This window comes from Arthrobacter sp. sptzw42 (genome assembly GCF_059089685.1).
In genome coordinates this window covers 57,132-76,571 of sequence record NZ_JBNHEX010000016.1, presented here as the reverse complement: position 1 = coordinate 76,571, position 19,440 = coordinate 57,132, and the positions used below count along the sequence as shown (strand labels likewise).

16 protein-coding genes are annotated in these 19,440 nt (G+C 66.0%); 7 read left to right on the top strand and 9 right to left on the bottom strand.

What is annotated here, in order from left to right; all coding sequences use genetic code 11:
* Positions 1–191: 191 nt before the first annotated feature.
* From AC5RT4_RS16455 to AC5RT4_RS16445, 3 genes are all read right to left on the bottom strand, one after another.
* Entirely contained in the window at positions 192–839 is a 648-nt protein-coding gene (locus tag AC5RT4_RS16455) for a phosphoribosyltransferase (RefSeq protein WP_494040151.1), read from the bottom strand.
* Positions 840–923: 84 nt separating this feature from the next.
* A complete protein-coding gene (locus AC5RT4_RS16450) occupies positions 924–1,751 on the bottom strand; it encodes an alpha/beta fold hydrolase (RefSeq protein WP_494106467.1) in 828 nt (275 codons plus the stop codon).
* A gap of 180 nt (positions 1,752–1,931) precedes the next feature.
* A complete protein-coding gene (locus tag AC5RT4_RS16445; RefSeq protein ID WP_494106466.1) occupies positions 1,932–3,308 on the bottom strand; it encodes an amino acid permease in 1,377 nt (458 codons plus the stop codon).
* Positions 3,309–3,547: 239 nt separating this feature from the next.
* On the opposite strand from AC5RT4_RS16445, the gene AC5RT4_RS16440 reads away from it, so the two are divergent.
* The 5 genes from AC5RT4_RS16440 to AC5RT4_RS16420 are packed head-to-tail and all read left to right on the top strand — an operon-like array spanning position 3,548 to position 9,387.
* Entirely contained in the window at positions 3,548–4,258 is a 711-nt protein-coding gene (locus AC5RT4_RS16440) for an NUDIX hydrolase (RefSeq protein ID WP_494106465.1), read from the top strand.
* Positions 4,255–5,562 (top strand): quinolinate synthase NadA, encoded by a 1,308-nt coding sequence (gene nadA, locus AC5RT4_RS16435; protein WP_494106464.1) that lies wholly within the window; start codon positions 4,255–4,257, stop codon positions 5,560–5,562. The genes AC5RT4_RS16440 and nadA overlap by 4 nt, the downstream gene beginning before the upstream one ends.
* A 35-nt stretch (positions 5,563–5,597) precedes the next feature.
* Positions 5,598–7,316, top strand: a complete 1,719-nt coding sequence (nadB, locus tag AC5RT4_RS16430; RefSeq protein WP_494040008.1) for an L-aspartate oxidase — start codon at positions 5,598–5,600, stop codon at positions 7,314–7,316.
* Entirely contained in the window at positions 7,309–8,226 is a 918-nt protein-coding gene (gene nadC, locus AC5RT4_RS16425; RefSeq protein ID WP_494040007.1) for a carboxylating nicotinate-nucleotide diphosphorylase, read from the top strand. The genes nadB and nadC overlap by 8 nt, the downstream gene beginning before the upstream one ends.
* A gap of 6 nt (positions 8,227–8,232) precedes the next feature.
* Positions 8,233–9,387, top strand: coding sequence for a cysteine desulfurase family protein (locus tag AC5RT4_RS16420; RefSeq protein WP_494106463.1), 1,155 nt, complete (start codon positions 8,233–8,235; stop codon positions 9,385–9,387).
* Here the strand turns inward: AC5RT4_RS16420 and AC5RT4_RS16415 are convergent.
* A protein-coding gene (locus tag AC5RT4_RS16415; protein WP_494106462.1) for an IS5 family transposase occupies positions 9,384–10,281 on the bottom strand; the annotation gives its coding sequence in 2 pieces (ribosomal slippage) (positions 9,384–9,929 and positions 9,931–10,281; 897 coding nt in all). The genes AC5RT4_RS16420 and AC5RT4_RS16415 overlap by 4 nt on opposite strands.
* 74 nt (positions 10,282–10,355) lie before the next feature.
* A complete protein-coding gene (locus tag AC5RT4_RS16410; protein ID WP_494106461.1) occupies positions 10,356–11,015 on the bottom strand; it encodes a DUF1684 domain-containing protein in 660 nt (219 codons plus the stop codon).
* A 130-nt stretch (positions 11,016–11,145) separates the two neighbouring features.
* On the opposite strand from AC5RT4_RS16410, the gene AC5RT4_RS16405 reads away from it, so the two are divergent.
* Both AC5RT4_RS16405 and AC5RT4_RS16400 read left to right on the top strand, forming a co-directional pair.
* Positions 11,146–11,931 carry a hypothetical protein gene (locus AC5RT4_RS16405; protein WP_494106460.1) on the top strand — a complete coding sequence of 262 codons (786 nt, stop codon included), beginning with the start codon at positions 11,146–11,148 and terminating at the stop codon, positions 11,929–11,931.
* A 73-nt stretch (positions 11,932–12,004) separates the two neighbouring features.
* Positions 12,005–12,811 carry a transglutaminase-like domain-containing protein gene (locus AC5RT4_RS16400; RefSeq protein WP_494040003.1) on the top strand — a complete coding sequence of 269 codons (807 nt, stop codon included), beginning with the start codon at positions 12,005–12,007 and terminating at the stop codon, positions 12,809–12,811.
* Positions 12,812–12,886: 75 nt separating this feature from the next.
* On the opposite strand, the gene AC5RT4_RS16395 is transcribed toward AC5RT4_RS16400, so the two are convergent.
* The 4 genes from AC5RT4_RS16395 to AC5RT4_RS16380 all read right to left on the bottom strand — a co-directional run bounded on the left by AC5RT4_RS16395 (position 12,887) and on the right by AC5RT4_RS16380 (position 19,392).
* A complete protein-coding gene (locus AC5RT4_RS16395) occupies positions 12,887–13,357 on the bottom strand; it encodes a MarR family winged helix-turn-helix transcriptional regulator (RefSeq protein ID WP_494040002.1) in 471 nt (156 codons plus the stop codon).
* A complete protein-coding gene (locus AC5RT4_RS16390; protein ID WP_494106459.1) occupies positions 13,357–14,466 on the bottom strand; it encodes an LLM class flavin-dependent oxidoreductase in 1,110 nt (369 codons plus the stop codon). The genes AC5RT4_RS16395 and AC5RT4_RS16390 overlap by 1 nt, the downstream gene beginning before the upstream one ends.
* Positions 14,467–14,602: 136 nt before the next feature.
* On the bottom strand, positions 14,603–17,818 hold the full coding sequence (locus AC5RT4_RS16385) for an efflux RND transporter permease subunit (protein WP_494106458.1): 3,216 nt from the start codon (positions 17,816–17,818) through the stop codon (positions 14,603–14,605).
* A gap of 71 nt (positions 17,819–17,889) precedes the next feature.
* A complete protein-coding gene (locus tag AC5RT4_RS16380) occupies positions 17,890–19,392 on the bottom strand; it encodes a malate:quinone oxidoreductase (protein WP_494039999.1) in 1,503 nt (500 codons plus the stop codon).
* Between the last annotated feature and the right edge of the window lie 48 nt (positions 19,393–19,440).

Genomic DNA, 19,440 nt, shown 5'->3' with positions numbered 1-19,440 from the left:
CCCCCCCCCCCCCCCCCCCCCCCCCCCCCCCCCCCCCCCCCCCCCCCCCCCCCCCCCCCCCCCCCCCCCCCCCCCCCCCCCCCCCCCCCCCCCCTCCTCCCCCCCCCCCCCCCCCCCCCCCCCCCCCCCCCCCCCCCCCCCCCCCCCCCCCCCCCCCGCCGTCGTATCAGCGGCCGGGCCAGCAAGCGCTGTTACTGCTTCAGGAAACTGATGGCGTCACTGTCCGTGAGCTGTTCGAAGTGCCGGTAGAAGCTGCCGACGGCCCGGAATTTGCCCGGCAGGTGCAGGCACAGGACGGCGTCGCATACCCGCTCCACAGAGGCCTCGGCTTCGATTGAACCCACAGGGGCGGCGGCCACAACCGTTGCCGCTCCACCCTCGCGGACAGCCTCGACGGCGGCGCGCATGGTGGCACCGGTCGCCAGGCCGTCGTCGATCAGCAGGACAGTTTTCCCGGAGAGGTCGTGGTCTATTCCCGGATAGAGGTGGACGCGGCGGGCCAGTTCAGCGCGTTCCCGCTGTTCCACCTCGTCCAGCAGTTCCTGGCGCACTCCATGCTCCAGTACCCGGTCCACCAGCGGCTTGTTGAGCAGGCGGACGGTCCGGCCCCGTGCCCATGCCAAAGCCCCGTAGGCAGTCTCCTGGTGTCCCGGGATGCCCAGCTTGCGCACCAGGACAGCTCCCAGCGGGAGGTAGAGGGCCTTGGCGGCCGAAGCCGCTACCGGGATGCCGCCCCGGGCAAGGCCCAGGACCACGGTGCCGGGCTGCTCACGGAACTGTGCGAGTACGGCGGCCAGCTTCTCGCCGGCCTCGGTGCGGTCTTCAAAGCGCGTCAGCATATTTCCCTCCCGGCTCATGCCAGCCCTTCCTTCAGCCTACCGCCGGGGAGGGCAGGGGCCGGCGGCTGCCGGGGCAAGGGCGGATTAGACCGCGAGGAAAGCGATGGCTGCCTGCTTGAAGGCCCGGCTGGTGATGGCGTTGGTGTGATTCCGGCCCGGCAGCAAAACCTCTTCCACCATCGCCCCGGCGTGGCGGGCGAGTCCGGCCAACTGCGGCAGGCTGGAGGCGCGTTCGTCCTTGTCGCCGGCCACCAGGAGCATGGGCACGTGCGGCACTGCCTCGGCAGGGTCATAGGGTTCGGCTTTGATGGCTTCCACCAAAGACAGCAGCGCAAAAATGTTGTTGCTGGGCAACAGCAGCGCCATTTTCAGCAGCCGCGCGGTGGATTCGTCACTGATGGGAGTCCCGTCCGCGAGGTAGTCCTGGGCTGCCACGAGGTCGAAGGCCGCGAGGGGATCCGCAATGTTAGGCCCGCCCAAAACCAGCCGATGCACGAGCTCCGGCTGCGTGGCTCCGAACTCCCAGGCGAGTCGGGAGCCGAGGGAGTAACCCACGATGTCCAGTCCGCTGGAAGGGTCACCGTCCTGCACGGGGCGCGCGCCGGCGTCGAACGCTACCTGGAGCAGGTCCGCCCGGATCCTGCTGGGGGAGTAGGAATCCCGATCCTCCGGGGCTCCGCTGCGGCCGTGGCCCGGCAGGTCCACGGTGATGACCCGGCGGCCGGCATCGAGCAGGGCAGCCACCCAGCCGGTGTCCTCCCAATTGAGCTTGCTGGAAGACGAGAAGCCGTGCAGCAGCAGGACGGGCCGTAGCCCGGCATCCACGGCAGGATCATGCACCTTCACGTACAACTGGGGGTCCGTACCCTCCACTGTGTGCGCGTGCTGCTCGCCGGTGTGCCTGCCGCTCATGGTGTCAGTCCTCATCAACTACGGCGCGGGGCGGACCCGGCGCGTCGGAAGCTCGTATTTCGGGACTACTCTACCTGCCTGCCGGGCCGGTAAATCTACGCTGGCGGTGCACGCACCCCGGCGCAGTCGAGCAGCGCCAGGTGCCTTTCGGGAAGGTCATTCCGGCACCTGAAGCGAACTCTAGTTGGGACGGTTTCTGGTGGTGAAGCGGGCAGCTGCAGCACAGGCAACAGCGATTCCCGCAATGAGGCCGATGGTGCTGAAGAGCTGGATGCGGCTGCTCTCGGCGCTGAAGCCTACGGCGAAGATCAGGCCCAGCAGGACGAGCCCCACGATGGTCAGGGCCGGGAAACCCTTCATCCGCAGGGGCAGTGCCGTGCCTTCCCGGTCTGCACGGCGCCGCAGGACCAGCTGCGAGACCAGTGCGCTGCCCCACACCACCAGGCAGGTGGATCCCACCAGCTGGAACAGGGCAGGAAGGATCCGCTCCGGGAACAGCAGTTCCAGGACCGTGGCCACGAAGCCGAACGCCACGGACACCCCGACAGCCAGCATGGGAACGCTGGCGCCGCTCAGGCGGGTGAGGAACCGCGGGGCTTCGGCCCGCTCGGCCAGGGAATAGACCATCCGTGAGGCACCGTAAAGGTTGGCGTTCAGCGCTGAAAGAAGCGCGACGACGGCCACCAGGGTGATGGCCGTTGCGGCACCCGGGATCCGGGCTGCGTCCAGGACGCCGGCGAACGGTGACGCCAGGCTCTCCGAGGTTGCCGGCAGGACAGCGGCGATCACAAAGACTGAGCCGATGTAGAAAACCAGGATGCGCCACACCACGGTCCTGATGGCCTTGCCCACGCTGTGCTCCGGATCTTCGGTCTCTGCCGCCGCCACGGACACGATTTCGGTGCCGCCGAAGGCGAAGATCACCACAAAGAGGGCGGAAGCAATTCCGCCAAGTCCGGCGGGGGCAAAATCTGCCGTCAGGTTGGCCAGCCCGGGGGACGCCACCGCGGGCAGCAGGCCCAGCAGCAGGGCTGCGCCCACCACCAGGAACAATACGATTGCGGCGACCTTGAGGATGGCGAACCAAAACTCGAACTCGCCGAAGTTCCGTACGCCCGTGAGGTTGATGGCCGTGAAGACGACCATAAAGATCAGTGCCAGCGCCCACACCGGAAGCACCGGCCACACCGTAAAGAGAAGCCCGGCGGCTCCCAATGCCTCGGCTGCGATCACCACCACCAGCTGCAGCCACCAGAGCCAGCCGATGGTGACGCCCGCCGTCTTTCCCAGTGCCCGCTCGGCATACACGGAGAAGGCCCCGCTGTTTGGACTGGCCGCGGCCATTTCACCCAGCGCCCACATCACCAGGATGATCAGCGTGCCCGCCACCAGGTAGGAGATGAGCACTGCGGGGCCGGCCGCCTGCACGCCGGCCCCCGATCCGAGGAACAGGCCGGCGCCGATGGCGCTGCCCAGTCCCATCATGGTGAGCTGGCGCGGTTTCATGGCATGGCCCAGATGGCCTTGCTGATGAACTTCTGCGGACTTCATCGTCATTTTGATGCTGGACCTTCTTGGGGTGTGGATGATGGCTCCTCGTGGGACCTATCGAATTTACCGCCTCCGGCTCCGCAGGGCGTAGTCGGGGCTAACGTCCCTGAACAGGTGAACCAAGGGGAGCTCATTGAAACATTCGCATCTGAACCACTCTTGCCCCTAGAATTAGTTTTGGTCAGAGTGACCATAACTAGGCGGGGCTTACGGAAAGCGACCGCAGGCGAAAAGGGCGGTGGCACATGTATTCGAGCTCTGCGAACGTCTCCGAGCGCCGGGCAGCCCCTCCATCACTGGCCATCTCCACCGTCATCTTCGCGCTGCGACCCAGCGAAGCGTCGGGACGGCCCACGTTGTGGCTGCCCCTGGTCCGCCGGATCCGTGAGCCGTTCAAGGGATTGTGGGCGCTGCCGGGCGGGCCCCTGAGCCACTCCGAGTCCCTGCAGGACGCCGCCTCCCGGAACCTGGTGGAGACCACTGGCCTCGTTCCGAGCTATCTCGAGCAGCTGTACGCCTTTGGCGGACTGCACCGCTCACCCACCCAGCGGGTGGTTTCGATCGTCTACTGGGCCCTGGTCCAGCCCACCGAAGCCGCGCTCGCGGACGAGTCGGAAAACGTCCGGTGGTTCCGGGCGGATCGGCTGGGTGAACTCGCCTTCGACCACAACGCAATCGTGGACTACGCACTCTGGCGGCTGCGCAACAAGCTGGCCTACGGTTCCGTGGCATACCACCTGCTGGGGGAGTACTTCACCCTCGCCCAGGTCCGGGAGGTTTACGAAGCAGTGCTGGACAGGCAGCTGGACCCTGCCAACTTCCGCAGGCAACTGAAATCAACTCCGGACATAGAAGAAACCGGCGAGTACCTCCAGGGCGGCAAGCACCGCCCGCCCCGCCTCTACCGTTTCACCGGCCGTCCCGGCCTTGACCCAGACAACAGGAGCACACCATGAGCAGCGTCAACACAGCAATCCAGCTGATCACGCGCGAACAGGCCGAAAAGGGCACAACCGCGCAGGGCGGCACGTGCAGCCCCGCCCTCGCCAAGGGGCCGTGGGACTACGACCTCGCCGAGGCGCTGACCGGCATTCCCGCCTATGGCCCCGGCGCCTCCAGCGCGGACGATGCCCCTGCTGCTACCCCGCGCCAGGGTCAGTTGCCCGACGAATACAAGCTCGCCGGCGACGCCGAACTGGGCGAAAGGATCCTGGCAGCCAAGGCCGCGCTGGGGAACAGGGCCGTCATCCTGGGGCACTTCTACCAGCGTGATGAAGTCATTCAGTACGCCGACTTCGTAGGTGACTCCTTCCAGCTGGCCAACGCGGCCCTCACCCGGCCTGCCGCGGAGGCGATTGTCTTCTGCGGCGTCCACTTCATGGCCGAAACCGCCGACATCCTCTCCGCGCCGGAACAGGCCGTCATTCTGCCCAACCTCGCAGCCGGCTGCTCCATGGCGGACATGGCCGACGCAGACTCCGTCGCCGAGTGCTGGGAGCAACTCGAAGAGATTTACGGCACCGAGCCCGACGCCGAAGGAAGAGTCCCGGTCATACCGGTCACCTACATGAACTCCTCCGCAGCCCTGAAGGCCTTCTGCGGTGAGCGCGGCGGCATCGTCTGCACCTCCTCCAACGCCAGGACGGTCCTCGAATGGGCGTTACAGCGGGCCCAGCGCGTGCTCTTCTTTCCGGACCAGCACCTGGGCCGCAACACCGCCAAGGCACTGGGCGTGCCCCTGGAGCAGATGCCCATGTGGAACCCGCGCAGGGACCTGGGCGGCAACGACGAACAGGCCCTGCTCGATGCCAGGGTCATCCTGTGGCACGGGTTCTGCTCTGTCCACAAGCGCTTCAACGTAGGCCAGATCGAGAAGGCCCGGGCCGACTTTCCCGGAATCCAGGTGATCGTTCACCCCGAGTGCCCCATGGAGGTAGTGGACGCCGCCGATTCCGCAGGTTCCACCGACTTCATCCAAAAGGCCATTGCCGCGGCCACGGAGCCCACCACCTTCGCGATCGGCACCGAAATCAACATGGTGAACCGGCTTGCAGCCGAGTACCCGCAGCACACCATCTTCTGCCTTGACCCCGTCATCTGCCCCTGCTCCACCATGTACCGGATCCACCCCGGCTATCTTGCGTGGGTCCTTGAAGAACTTGTCGCCGGGCGCGTTGTCAACAGGATCACCGTGGCGGACTCGGTGCAGGATCACGCCAGGACGGCACTCGAACGCATGCTCGCGGCCAGGCCCTCATGACCCGGCTTCCCACCCAGGCCCCTCCAGGGGGCCGAATGCTGTCCGGACCTGACGGGGTGCCCGGCCGCAGCACGCAGGCGCGTCCGCGGCTGATCGTCGTCGGCAGTGGCATCACCGGGCTGTACGCTGCCCTGCTGGCAGCGGATTCCGGTGCGGAAGCCGTGCTTCTGAGCAAGGGGCAGCTGCGCGCAAGCAACACCTGGTATGCCCAGGGCGGCATTTCCGCCGTGCTGGACGTGCCCGCTACTGGGGACACCGTGGAAGACCACATCGCCGATACCCTCCGTGCCGGGGCCGGGCATTGTAATGAAGAGGCCGTCCGGCTGATGTGTACTGAAGCGCGCCGCGACATCGCCGGACTGCAGCGTTTCGGCGTCCAGTTCGACGCAGAGGCCGATGGCGGCCCGGCCCTGGGGCTCGAAGCAGCCCATTCCGCGCCCCGCATCCTGCACGCCGGCGGCGACGCCACAGGAGCGAAAGTTGCCGCGGCGCTGATCGAGGCAGTGCTGAGCCGACAAGCTGCCGGGATCCTGACGGTTGTACCTTTTGCCCATGCAACACGGCTCCTGCAAGATAACGGCACAGTCACCGGGGTGGAGTTCCTTCAGGACGGCCCCACGGTCGCGGTGTACGGTGACGCGGTCCTGCTGGCAACCGGGGGAGCAGGCCAGCTTTTCGGCAGCACCACAAATCCCGGCGTGGCCACTGCAGACGGCCTGGCGCTCGCCGTCCGGGCCGGCGCTGCAGTGGCCGACCTTGAGTTTTTCCAGTTCCACCCCACCTGCCTCGTTTCCGGCGCCCAGGGTCCCAACACCCAGTCCCCCAATACCCCGGCCACAGCCAGCCTTGACCACGATCCGCTGCTCATTTCCGAAGCAGTCCGTGGCGAAGGGGCCGTACTCGTCGACGGCAACGGGAAGCGCTTCATGCGTCTGTACCATCCGGACGCCGAACTTGCCCCACGGGATGTGGTGTCCCGCAGCATCGCCCTGCACCTGGCCAAGCTCGGGGACCCCGCCGGCCACGTCTACCTCGATGCCCGCGTCATTGAGTCCGGAAAAGGCAAGGGATTCCTGGCAAAGCGCTTCCCCACCCTCACGCAGCGGACACTCGACGCCGGCATCGACTGGACACGGGAGCTGGTCCCCGTGGCTCCTGCGGCGCATTACTGGATGGGCGGAGTGGCCACCGACCTGCACGCCAGGACCAGTGTCCCTGGTCTTTACGCGGCGGGGGAAGTCGCCTGCACAGGTGTACAAGGGGCTAACCGGCTGGCCAGCAACTCCCTCCTTGAGGGCCTCGTTTTCGGCCGCCGCGCCGTTGATGCCTTCCTCTCCAGGGGCTCCGGCCGGGTGTGGCCTCAGGCTGTCCCTCCGGAGGCCGGCGCGGCGGAAACGTGCGCCACGCCCGAGGCCGCGGGCATCCCGTTTTCGCGGGATGCCCTTCGCCGGCTGATGACTGCCAAAGCCGGGGTACTTCGTCAGGGCGTGTTGCTGCAGGAGGCGGCGGAGGCCCTTAACGGGTGGGCCGCCGTCGTCCGTCCCGAATCCGTTCCTGCCGGCGCGGACGTTGAAGAACATGAGGACCGGAACCTGCTGCTCGCCGCGCAGTTCCTGGTGGCCGCCGCGCAGAAGCGCCTGGACTCACTGGGGGCGCACTACCGCAGCGACAGCCCAACTGATGCTGCCGGCATCCCAGACGATATTGAAGGAACCTCCCCAACACGCCCGAAAGCGAGCCTTGTCCATGACTGAAAACTCCGTGATGACAGCGGCGGCTGCCAACGGCCGGCGCCTGGACCTGACGCTGCCGCCGGCGCCCGTACGGGAAATCCTGCAGCGCGCCTTCGCCGAAGACGCCCCGGCGGGTGACATCACCTCCCAGCTCCTGATCCCCGCCGAAGCCCATGCCACCGCAGTGCTGAGCGCGCGCGTGCCCGGGGTCCTTAGCGGCGCCACGGTGTTCCGCGACGCCATGCTGCTGGTGGATCCCGGCACCGAAGTTCAGCTGCTGGTCGGGGACGGGGAAACGTTCGATGCCGGCAGCAGCCTTGCGCGGGTCAGCGGCCGTGCCAGGTCCGTACTGCTCGCCGAACGCGTGGCCCTCAACCTGGTGCAGCGCATGTCAGCCATCGCCACGAGGACGGCCGAGTTTGTCCAGCTGACCGAAGGCACGTCCGCCCGGATCACCGACACCCGCAAGACCACGCCGGGCCTGCGGATCCTGGAGCGGTACGCTGTGCGGTGCGGGGGCGGCGCCAACCACCGGTACAGCCTCTCGGACGCCGTACTGGCCAAGGACAACCACCTCGCCGTGATGACCGGGGGCGACCCCGCCCGGCTCACCGGGCTCCTCACGGCCGCCAAAGCGCAGTTGGGGCACACCACGCACTTTGAGGTGGAAGTGGACCGCATGGACCAGATTGAGCCCGTCCTGGCCGCCGGCGTGGACACCATCATGCTCGACAACTTCACTGTGGAGGAGCTGAGGGCCGGTGTGGCTCTGGTAGCGGGGCGTGCGCAGGTGGAGGCCAGCGGGAACGTGAATCTGGGCACCGTGGCAGGGATTGCAGCTGCGGGAGTCGACGTTATTTCCGTTGGCGCCCTGACCCACACCGTGGCGGCCCTTGACCTTGGGCTGGACGTGGAACTGGTCCTCAGGTGACTGCCCATGATCTTCCTTGACGCCGCCGCTACCACCCCGGTCCGCCGCGAGGTGCTGGACGCGATGTGGCCGTACCTGACCGGTGAGTTCGGCAATCCCTCAAGCCATCACACCCTGGGCGAGGCTGCTGCAGGTGCGCTCGCGGGTGCCCGGCGGTCCGTGGGGGCGGTCCTGGGTTGCCGGCCCGGCGAAGTGACCTTCACTTCCGGGGGAACCGAAGCTGACAACCTTGCTGTCAAAGGCATCGCCCTGGCCCGGCAGGCGGCGGACCCGCACCTGAACCGGGTGGTGGTCAGCGCCGTCGAACATTCCGCAGTGGAGGAGTCGGCCCGGTACCTGGAGCGCTTCCACGGCTTCGTGGTTGATGTGGTTCCCGTTGACGGGCAGGGCCGGGTTACGCCGGCGGCGTTCAGGGCCGCGCTTCGGCCGGAAACTGCCCTCGCCAGCGTCATGTACGCCAACAATGAGATGGGAACGGTACAGCCCGTCGCTGAACTGGGCGCCTTGGCCCGCGCCCTCGGCATACCGTTCCACACAGATGCCGTGCAGGCGGCCGGATGGCTGCCGCTGGACACCAAGGCGCTCGGGGTTGATGCGATGAGCATTTCCGGCCACAAGCTCGGCGCACCCAAAGGCTGCGGCGTGCTGTATGTCCGCGGACGCACCAGGATGGAGCCGCTAATTCACGGCGGCGGGCAGGAACGCGGCCGGAGGTCCGGGACCGAAAACGTGGCCGGGGCGGTGGGCCTGGCCACCGCCCTCACCCTGGCACAGGCCAGCCAGGCGGAAGAACGACGCCGGGTGGCGGCCTTGCGGGACAGGTTCATCAGCGCTGTGCTCACCGGTGTTCCGGGGTCCATCCTCACCGGGCATCCCGTCGAGCGGCTGCCCTCTGTGGCGTCCTTCTGCTTTCCCGGAACCAGCGGGGAATCGGTGCTGCTTGAACTCGAACGCCGGGGCGTTGTCTGCTCCAGCGGGTCAGCCTGCGCGGCGGGTTCCGATGCGCCGTCGCCCGTGCTCACGGCATTGGGACTTTCCCCGGAAGTTGCCCAGACGGCCGTCCGGTTCAGTTTCGGTGCAGCGGTGACGGAAGCGGACCTGGAAGCGGCGTCCGGTTTGGTGCTTGACGCCGTCGGCCGGGTCAGGGCACTGGGGGCCTAGGGCGTGTCTCCTAAAGCTGTCAGCCAGATGCTGATCGCTCGGAGGACTGCTCCACCCCGGTAGGTGAGGGCGAGTTTGTCGTAGCGGGTGGCCAGAGCCCGCCACTGCTTGAAGGTGTTGAAGTTGCGTTCGACGACGTTGCGGCCTTTGTAGTCCTCTTTGTCGAAGGCCGGGGGCCGGCCGCCGGTGGATCCCCGTCGTTTCCGATGACCAATCTGGTCTGATGGTTGCGGGATGACAGCGACGATATTGCGGTCGCGAAGGTGGGTCCGGATGGCTCTGGATGAGTATGCCTTGTCACCGCGAACACGGTCCGGGCGGGTACGTGGCCTGCCCGGACCGCAACGAGCAATCTTCAACTGGCTCATGAGGTGGCCGAACATCGGCGCATCCCCGCCCTGGCCCGGTGCGACCAGCAGAACCAGTGGCCGGCCTTTGCCATCGACCAAGGCGTGAATTTTGGTGCTCAGTCCGCCGCGGGACCGTCCAATGGCGTGATCGTCCGGCTCAGCAAACAGATTCAGGTAATTCGAGCCGGCCCCCTGTGGCGCGGGGAAGGTTGGTGCCATGCTGGTGGGCGCGGTTGACCGTCGAGTCGACCGAGACCGACCAGTCCACTTCACCTCGAGAGTCCGCCACCGTCAGCAATGTCGCCAGAATGCTGTCCCACGTTCCGTCACCGCTATAGCGGCGGTGACGCTTCCAAACGGTCTGCCACGGACCGAATTCGGAGGGAACATCCCGCCAGGCGATTCCGCATCGGTACCGGTGAATGATGCCCTCGACAACCCGGCGGTCGTCCCGGAATGGACGTCCCAGCCGGCCGGCAGAGGACGGCAGTAACGGCTGGATGCGGGCCCACTGCCCGTCAGTCAAAACAGAAGTACGCGACACCCATCAAGCATCACTGCTAAGCCAGCCCAGATTTAGGAGACACGCCCTAGCGCCGGAGCTCACAGGGTGCTCCTTTAGTAGAGTTCGCCTACCGGTATCTCCACGGCCAACCGGTTGGACGGTCCAGCCAGCGGGCAGGCCCAAACCTCGTTGTAGGCGCAGGACGGGTTGTAGGCAAAGTTGAAATCGAGCACGAACGGGGCGTCCCGGCCGGTGCCGTAGACCCCGTGGTACGCACCCTTGATGGTGTCCAGCAAATACCGGCCCGCCCCGTAGCTGCCGCCCGGCTGGCCTGCAGTGGCGTCCCGGAACGGCACAAAGATACCGCCGCCGTATCCTTGCAGCTTCCAGACCGCCAGCTGGCCTACTTCCGGCAGGTCGAAGGTGCCCAGGCGAACGAAGCGGACAGCGCCGTCGGTACCCGTCTCCACGCTGATCTCCCTGCCCGCGCCCTCCGGGGTCAGCGGAACGTGGAACCGGTAAATCGGATCATAGTCCGCCGTCTTCAGCCCCGAGAAGTGCGCCTTATCCGCCGTGGTCAAGGGAGAGGCCGGGTGCGTGGCGAACATCAGGTCGCGCTGGTGGCGCCAGTAGGAATGCGCTTCCGCCGGACTCTCGATGGCAAGCTTGCGGACGTTGTGGTACATGGCAAACGTCCTCAGCCGCCAGTCAGCGGTCTCGACGGCGGAAATATCAGTCCGGTTTTCCTCGGCTTCGCCCTGGTGCTCTTCCATATGCCCAGCCTAGCCCCCGGCCGCAGCATACCGTCCGAGGGCGGCAGCCGGACGGGCGCGCAGGCAGTGATTTCGGCAGAAACGCCGCCGGAATCACCGCCGGGCCGGCAGGCGCCGTTACGCTGGCTGCATGAAAGGCAAGGCATCCATGGCCGTCCTGCTGGCATCGGCCATCCTCCTGGCAGGGTGTTCAACTCCGCCAGGCAGCGGTCCGGGCTGGACAGCGCAGCCGGGCCCTTCAGAAGCCGGAAGCACTGCTCCTCCATCAGCAGATGCCTCCGCAGCAGCAACGCCGGGCGCCGGCGCGACCCCCACCGCAGGCCCAGAGGCTGTTGCCACTGCGGCAGCCTGGAAGACCTTCTCGGATGCCGGCAAGACCGTCAGCTTCGATCTCCCGCAGGACTGGATCGCACAGTCCGTCCAGCCGGACGAGGGAACCCTGCCCGGAGCGCTCAAAGTCGAGGTGAAAAAGCCGGACGGAACTTTCCTGGCAGCGCTGCGGACAGGACTGCCGCCGTCGTCCGCCGAATGCGCTGACGCCTCGAAGCGGCCCTATTCGGTGATCAGCAGCCTCCCGCTGGAGTTGCCCGCCGCCGGCGGGGAAGGAACCATACCGCCGAGGGTGGTTTTCCGGGTGATCCAGGGGTACCGATACTTCGGGTCCTATGGCATCACCAACGTTATGGGCGGCGGTGGCGGGCAGGCGTGCGAGCTCCGCAACGTCGTCCGTGGTCCGGCCGGGAAGGGTGACTTGTCCTTTGGTGATGTGGTCTCCGTGAAGGCCTTCGCCCCGGATGAGAAGGTTGCCCCCGCCAAGGCCTTCGACACCCTGGACCAGGCTGCGCGGTACGCCTCGGAGGGAACTGAATTCGCGAACGTCCAACGGATGCTAATGTCGCTGAAGATCAAAAACTAGTCCCGTTCCCGGCCCCACGATGCGCCAGGCAGAGCGGAGACTTTTCTTCCGCCGCCGACACCCCCGGAGAGCAATGGAACGCAGTGTTTCCGCACGACTGGTCTTCAAGACCGTAGCCAACACCAAGGTGGCCATGGCCATCGCCGCAGCGCGGAACAGCGGCTATTCCTCCTTCGAGGAGTCCCTGTCCGTGACGGCCGGGGGACAGCAGGTTCCCCTGACCGAAGTATTGGACCACCACGGGGGCAGGTTCCACTACATGGAGTTTGCCGAGCCGGCCGAGGTAACGGTGGAATACGCTGCCACCGTGGGCGGAAAGGCGGAGCCTGAGGAATCGGAACTCGCCGACAGGATCCGGTACGTCCGGCCCAGCCGCTACGCTGAATCGGACCGGCTCCTGCCTACGGCCTACGCGGAGTTCGAAGGGGTCCACGGCGGCGGATTGCTGCACGCTGTCAGGAACTGGGTCAACGGTGAGCTGCGCTACCTCAGCGGATCCTCCCGGGGCACTGACGGTGCAGTTGAAACACTTCTCAGCCGGCGTGGAGTGTGCCGGGATTTTGCCCACCTGGCCATCGCGCTGCTCAGGTCCAGGGACATTCCGGCGAGGCTCGCCGCGGTCTACGCCCCGGGACTGAGCCCGATGGATTTCCATGCAGTGGCTGAGGCCTATGTGGAAGGGGCCTGGCACGTCATTGATCCCACCGGTCTGGCGCCGCGGGAATCGATGCTGCGCATCACGGCCGGCCGCGATTCTGCCGACACAGCTTTCCTGTCCACCGTCGGAGGAAGCCTTATCCTCAACCAGCTCCAGGTCACCGCTGTTGTCAACGGTGACCTGCCCGTGGAGGACCCAGCCCGGCTGGTGGAACTGGCCTAGCCGGGCCCTGCCCGGCCAGGCTCCTGACCGGTGCAGGACTTGCGCCGGCTGTTTCCGGCGACGGCGGCCGGATGGCTAGCGGAGCGGCCGGGGACCGAGTGAGCTGCGGAGCTTTTCCGTGAGCCGCCGCAGTTCCTTCTGTTCAGCCGGCGTCAGGGCCGGGCCCATCAGGGTGGAAATGTCCCGGACGTGCTCGCGCCCAATTTCCTTTTGCAGTTCCCGGCCCGCGTCCGTCAGCTGCAGGAGCACGCCCCGGCCGTCCTCGGGGGCCGGCATCCGGGCTACAAGCCCGCGTTTTTCCAGCCGCTCCACCAACCTGCTGAGGCTCGATTGGCTCAGCAGCACGTTGTCGTTGAGCTCGTTGAGCCGCAGCCACCCCGTCGGGCAGCGCGAGAGCGTGAAGAGTACGTCGTACTCGTTCACGGCGAGCCTCCGGAAGGCCGGCCCTGACTGCAGCTTACGCATCACCGCCACCTGGGCCCGGAACAGCGACTCCCACGTTTCCGCGGCGAGGCGGACCGGGGACTCGGTATCCTTGCCGGCCATCACGCGTCCGCGGCGGACTTTTCAGCGGACTGGGCTGCGAGCAGCGCAGCGACCCGGCCGGCGTGGGTGGGCGGTTCGGGAACGTGGGCCGGCTTGCGGGCCGCGTATTCCTTGCGCAGGACGGGCAGGACTTCTTCGCCGAACAAGTCCAGCTGCTCGAGTACGGTTTTCAGCGGCAGGCCCGCGTGGTCGATCAGGAACAGCTGCCGCTGGTAGTCGCCGAAGTACTCCCGGAAGGTCAGCGTTTTCTCGATGACTTCCTGCGGGCTGCCGACGGTCAGCGGCGTCTGCGAGGTGAAGTCCTCCAAAGAAGGCCCGTGCCCGTACACTGGAGCGTTGTCGAAGTAGGGGCGGAACTCTTTGACGGCGTCCTGGGAATTCCTGCGCATGAAGAACTGGCCGCCCAGGCCCACAATCGCCTGGTCTGCCGTGCCGTGGCCGTAGTGCTCGTAGCGCTCACGGTAGAGGCCGATCAGCTGCTGGTAGTGCTCCTTGGGCCAAAAGATGTTGTTGGCGAAGAAGCCGTCGCCGAAGTAGGCGGCCACTTCGGCGATCTGCGGCGTGCGGATGGAGCCGTGCCACACGAAGGGGGCGACGCCGTCGAGAGGACGGGGGGTGGACGTGAAGTTCTGCAGCGGGGTGCGGAACTTGCCTGACCAGTTCACGGTGTCCTCGTCCCACAGCTTGCGCAACAGGCTGTAGTTCTCGATGGCAAGCTCGACGCCGTCCTGGATGTTCTTGCCAAACCAGGGGTAGACGGGAGCCGTGTTGCCGCGGCCGAGGACCAGATCGACCCGGCCGTCGGCGAGGTGCTGGAGCATCGCAAAGTCCTCGGCGATCTTCACCGGATCATTGGTGGTGATCAACGTGGTGGCCGTGGAAAGGGTGATGCGCTCAGTTTGCGCCGCGATGTAGGCGAGGGTGGTGGTGGGCGAGGAGGAGAAGAAGGGCCGGTTGTGGTGCTCGCCGAGGGCGTAGACATCCATTCCGATTTCCTCAACCTTTTTGGCGATGGCGACGGAGGCCTTGATGCGCTCGTTCTCGGTGGGGATCCGGCCCGTGGTGGGGTCCGGAGTGATGTCGCTGACGCTGAAAACACCGATTTGCATGATGTGCCTTTCCGTTGCTGAGGCTTGCTGGCTTGCTTCCAGTATAGGCCAATGTAGATGCATTTGCATCTATCGCCGGATACAACGCTCCCGGCCGGAGAATATTCCGCTGCTGCCTTACCTGGGCTGCTTGGGGCTACTCGGGGCTTTCGGGGGCAGCGCGGCGTCCGCTGACCTTGGGGACCATGCCGGTGGTCCAGTCACGGAACTCTTCGTCCACGTCGGCAGCAGGGCCAAACTCCGGGCGTTCCTGCAGTTCCCGGAGCAGCGCCTTCCTTTCCCGGCGGCCCTCCACGAGGCGGTACAGCACTGGTACCAGGACCAGGGTCAGGGCGGTCGAGGACGTAAGGCCGCCTATGACCACCACTGCCAGGGGCTGCGAGATGAAGCCCCCGCCGCCGGTGAGGCCCAGCGCCATGGGGGTGAGGGCAAAAACGGTGGCCAGAGCGGTCATCAGGATAGGGCGAAGCCGCTGGCGGGCGCCGTGCGTGATGGCGTCTGCCACGTTCATGCCCGGGCGCCCGTCGCGGGGCTGCCGGTACTGGTTGATGAGGTCGATCAGCACAATGGCGTTGGTGACCACGATCCCCACCAGCATCAGCATGCCGATCAGGGAGGGCAGCCCCAGCGGAACCCCCGTTACCAGGAGCAGGGCCACGGCGCCCGTGGCCGCGAACGGGACAGAGACCAGCAGGATCAACGGCTGAATCAGTGACTTGAAGGTGGCCACCATGATCACATAGACGATAGCGATCGCGGCCAGCAGGGCGAGCCCCAGTTGCTGGAAGGATTCCTGCTGCTGGGTGGTGGCACCGCCGAGTTCGGCAGTGACTCCGGCCGGCAGCTGCACTCCGTCAAGTCGTTTCTTGACTTCCGCGTTGACCGCCCCGAGATTGGATTCCGACGGCGTCACCGAGACGCGCGCGGTGCGCTGGCCGTTGCTCGCGGTGATGGATACCGGCACGTCCAGCTGCTCCACCGAGGCGATGCTGCCCAGCGGGACCGGCCCGGCGGTGGCCGGCAGGGGGATTTGGCGGACGGCCTCAATGCTCGTGAACCTGGTGCCCTGGCCGATCTGCACCGGGAAGTCGTCGGTGTCGATCCTCACCGTTCCGGCGGGGATGGGGCTGATGGTCGAAGCGAGGACCCCGGCCACCTGTTCTTCGTTGAGCCCAGCGGCCACGGCTTTCGCCCTGTCCACTTTCACCTGTACCACCGGCTGGCTGGCGGCAAGGTTGGTGGCCACTTCACTGGTGCCCGGTACGCCGGTCATGGCCTCGACCATGGTGTCGCTTGCCGTCCGGAGGTCCTCCGTGCTGGCGGCCTTGATAGTGATGTCCACAGTGGACGAGGTTCCGAAGCCGCCCTGCTGGGTGCCCACGGAAACCTTTCCCGAGTCGGGAACCTTTGCCAGTTCGTTCCGCACCGTCTCCTGCAGTTGCTCCTGGTCTGCCTTCTCATCCGTCACCACCGTGAAGGTGGAGTTGGAGGAGCCGGTTGAGGTGAGCGCGGCAAAGCCTGCCTGGGCATTGCCGGACGTCAGCTGGACGTCGCGGACGCCGTCGATCCCGCGAAGGACCTCCTCAATGCGGATGGCTGCAGCACTTGTGTCCTCCAGGCTGGTGCCGGCAGGAAGCACCTGCCGGACGGTCAGGCTGTTCTGGCCCGAATTGCCCAGCAGGTTCGTGGCCAGCAGCGGCGTCATGGCGGCGGTTGCACCCAGGACCAGGGCGGCGGCAACGAGGGTGGTCACCGGATGCTTCTGGGTTTTGGAAAGGATGGGCAGGTATCCGCGCTGCAGCCTGCTGCGCTGTTCTGCTTCAAGCGCTTTGGCCCGGGCGGCGGCTGCATCCTGCCCGGCGGCCCTGTCCCGGCTGGGAACCGGATTGCGCAGGAACCAGTAGGCGAGCACCGGAACTATGGTCAGGGAGACCAGCAGGGAGGCCAGCAGGGCCATGGTGACCGTGAGGGCGAAGGGCCTGAACAGCTCACCGGCCAATTCGCCCACAAAGGCGATGGGGAGGAAAACGGCCACCGTGGTGAGGGTGGATGCCGTGATGGCGCCGGCTACTTCCCTGATGGCGGTCAGGATGGCGGTGATCTTGTCTTCGCCGTAGCTGAGGTGCCGCTTGATGTTTTCGATGACCACGATGGAGTCGTCAACCACCCGGCCGATGGCAATGGTCAGCGCTCCGAGGGTGAGGATGTTCAGCGAGTACCGGGTTGCGGACAGGCCGATGAACGTGATCAGGAGCGAGAGCGGGATGGATACGGCCGTTACCAGCGTGGAGCGCGCGGACATCAGGAAGACCAGGATGACCGCGACGGCGAACCCCAGTCCCAGCAGGCCCTTAGTGGTGAGGTCCTTGATGGATTTTTCGATGAAGGGTGCCTGGTCAAATACCGGCGTGAACTTCGCGTTCGATCCCAGCTCGGCCTCAAGTTCGTCCAGGGTGTCCCGGACGGCATGCGAGATGCCTACAGTGTCGCCTTCGGGCTTTTTGGTGACCGAGACGGCGAGGGTTTCTTCACCATTGGTCCGCGTGATCGATGTCCGTTCGTCGTCTTGGAGGGAAACGTCGGCCACGGTGCCGATGGTGGCCGCGTTTTTCGCCCCGGCGAGGGGGAGCGCCTTGATGGCGTCCAGGGAGTCGACCGGGCTGCCGATCTGCAGGGACAGGGTTTTCCCCTGCTCCTCGAGGGTGCCCGCCGGAACCAGGGAGCCGTTGTTGCCCAGGGCATCGCGAATGGAGGTGATGGTGGCGCCGGCGGAAGCCATGGCGTCGGGGCGGGGAAGGATCTCGATGTGTTGCGTGGCGCCGCCGGTCACATCGGCGCCCCGGACGCCGTCGATCTTCTGCAGCCGGGGCACGCTCAGCCGCTGGAGGTCCGCGTTCAGTTCGCTGAGCGATTTATCCGAGGACACCGCCAGGAACACGATGGGGAAGTCGTTGATGCTGCCGGCAAAGGCCTGCGGCTGTACGTCCTCGGGCAGTGAACGCTTGGCGTTGGAGATGGCCCGGTCGATCTGGTTGCGGGCGCGATCCAGGTTGGAGCCGTAGGTAAAGACCATGGTGATCTGCGAAACGCCGTTGCGCGACGTGGAGGAGGTGGATTCCAGCCCCTCCACGCCGTTCAGCGCTGTCTCCAATGGCCCGCTGACCTGCTTGTCCACTACCTCCGGGGAAGCCCCGGGCATGGCGGTCAGCACCGTGATCTGGGGGAACTCAATCGACGGGATGAGCTCCTGCTTCAGTGACGACATGGTGATCACGCCGAACACGGAAGCGAAAACGGTGACCAGTGCGATCAATGCCCGGTTTGCAAGGGACAGTTGTGCCAGCCGGAACATCGAATTGGTCTCCTGTGGGGTTCTAACAAAACTGTTGCGTGCCGGAGGCCGGCCACTCACCCCGGCAGGGGTCAGTGGGTGGCGGAAACGCTCTCCAGCTGAAGGGACCTGGCCGTCGCCCTTTCGAGTTCCACGGCAAGTTCCGGGTTGTCATCGAGTTTGACCCCGTAGCCGGGCATCATGTCCTTCAGCTTGGACTGCCAGCCCTTGAAGTTCTTCGGGAAGGCCTTCCGGAGCAGTTCGATCATGATGGGCACCGCGGTGGAAGCTCCCGGGGAAGCACCGAGGAGTGCGCCGATGGTGCCGTCACGGCCGGCAATCACTTCGGTGCCGAACTGGAGGATGCCGCCCTTCTGCGGGTCTTTCTTGATGATCTGTACACGCTGGCCAGCGGTAATCAGTTCCCAGTCGCCTGCTTTTGCCTCGGGGTAGTACTCCCGGAGGGCTTCCACCTTGTCCGCGTGCTTCTTGGCCACTTCCTTGACCAGGTAGGCGGTGAGGTCCATGTTGTCCTTGGCAACGGCAAGCATGGGGATGATGTTGCCGGGCCGGATGGACAGCGGCAGGTCCAGGTAGGAGCCGTTCTTCAGGAAGTTGGTGGAGAAGCCGGCGTAGGGGCCAAAGAGCAGGGAGCGCTTGCCGTTGACGTAACGGGTGTCCAGGTGTGGCACGGACATGGGGGGAGCTCCCACGGATGCCTGGCCGTAGACTTTGGCACTGTGCTGCGCGGCGATGGTCTCGTCGGTGCAGCGGAAGAACTGGCCGGAGACCGGGAACCCGCCGTAACCCTTGCTTTCCGGGATCCCGGAGGCCTGGAGCAGGTGGAGTGCGCCTCCGCCGGCGCCCACGAAGACGAACTTGGCGTGGATTTTGCCGTGTTCCCCGGACTTGGGGTACTTCAGCGAAAGGTTCCAGCCGCCGTCGGACGCCTTGGAGATCCCCGTGACATCGTGGCCGTAGTTGATTTCGACGCCGTTGTTCCCCAGGTAGGTAGTCAGCTCCCGGGTCAGTGCCCCGAAGTCCACATCGGTGCCTTCGGTGGCGCGGGTAGCTGCGATCCGGGCTTTGGGGTCGCGCCCCTTGACGATCAGCGGAGCCCACTTGCCGATCTGGCCGTGGTCTTCGGAGTATTCCATGCTGCGGAACAGGGCGTGGGGCTTGAGCGCCTCGTAACGGGTCTTCAGGAACCTGGTGTTCGCCTCGCCAATGACAAAGCTCATGTGCGGCACGGTGTTGATAAAGCCCTTGGGCGACCCGATCAGGGACTGGTCCACGAGGTGTGACCAGAACTGGCGGGACAGCTGGAACTGTTCGTTGATGAGCAGCGCCTTGGTGGGGTCCACCGAGCCGTCTTTGGCTGCGGGGGAGTAGTTGAGTTCACAGAGGGCAGCGTGCCCGGTTCCGGCGTTGTTCCAGGGGTCCGAGCTTTCCAGCCCAGGCTGGTCCAGCCGTTCGAACATGGAGATGGTCCAGTTCGGCTCCAGCTGCTTGATGAATGCCCCCAGCGTGGCGCTCATGATGCCACCGCCAATCAGGACGACGTCGGCATGTGGGGTCTTGGAAATGAAGGTCACGATCAGTCTCCGATTGCAGCGGCTCTGGCTGTCACAGAATATCCCCGG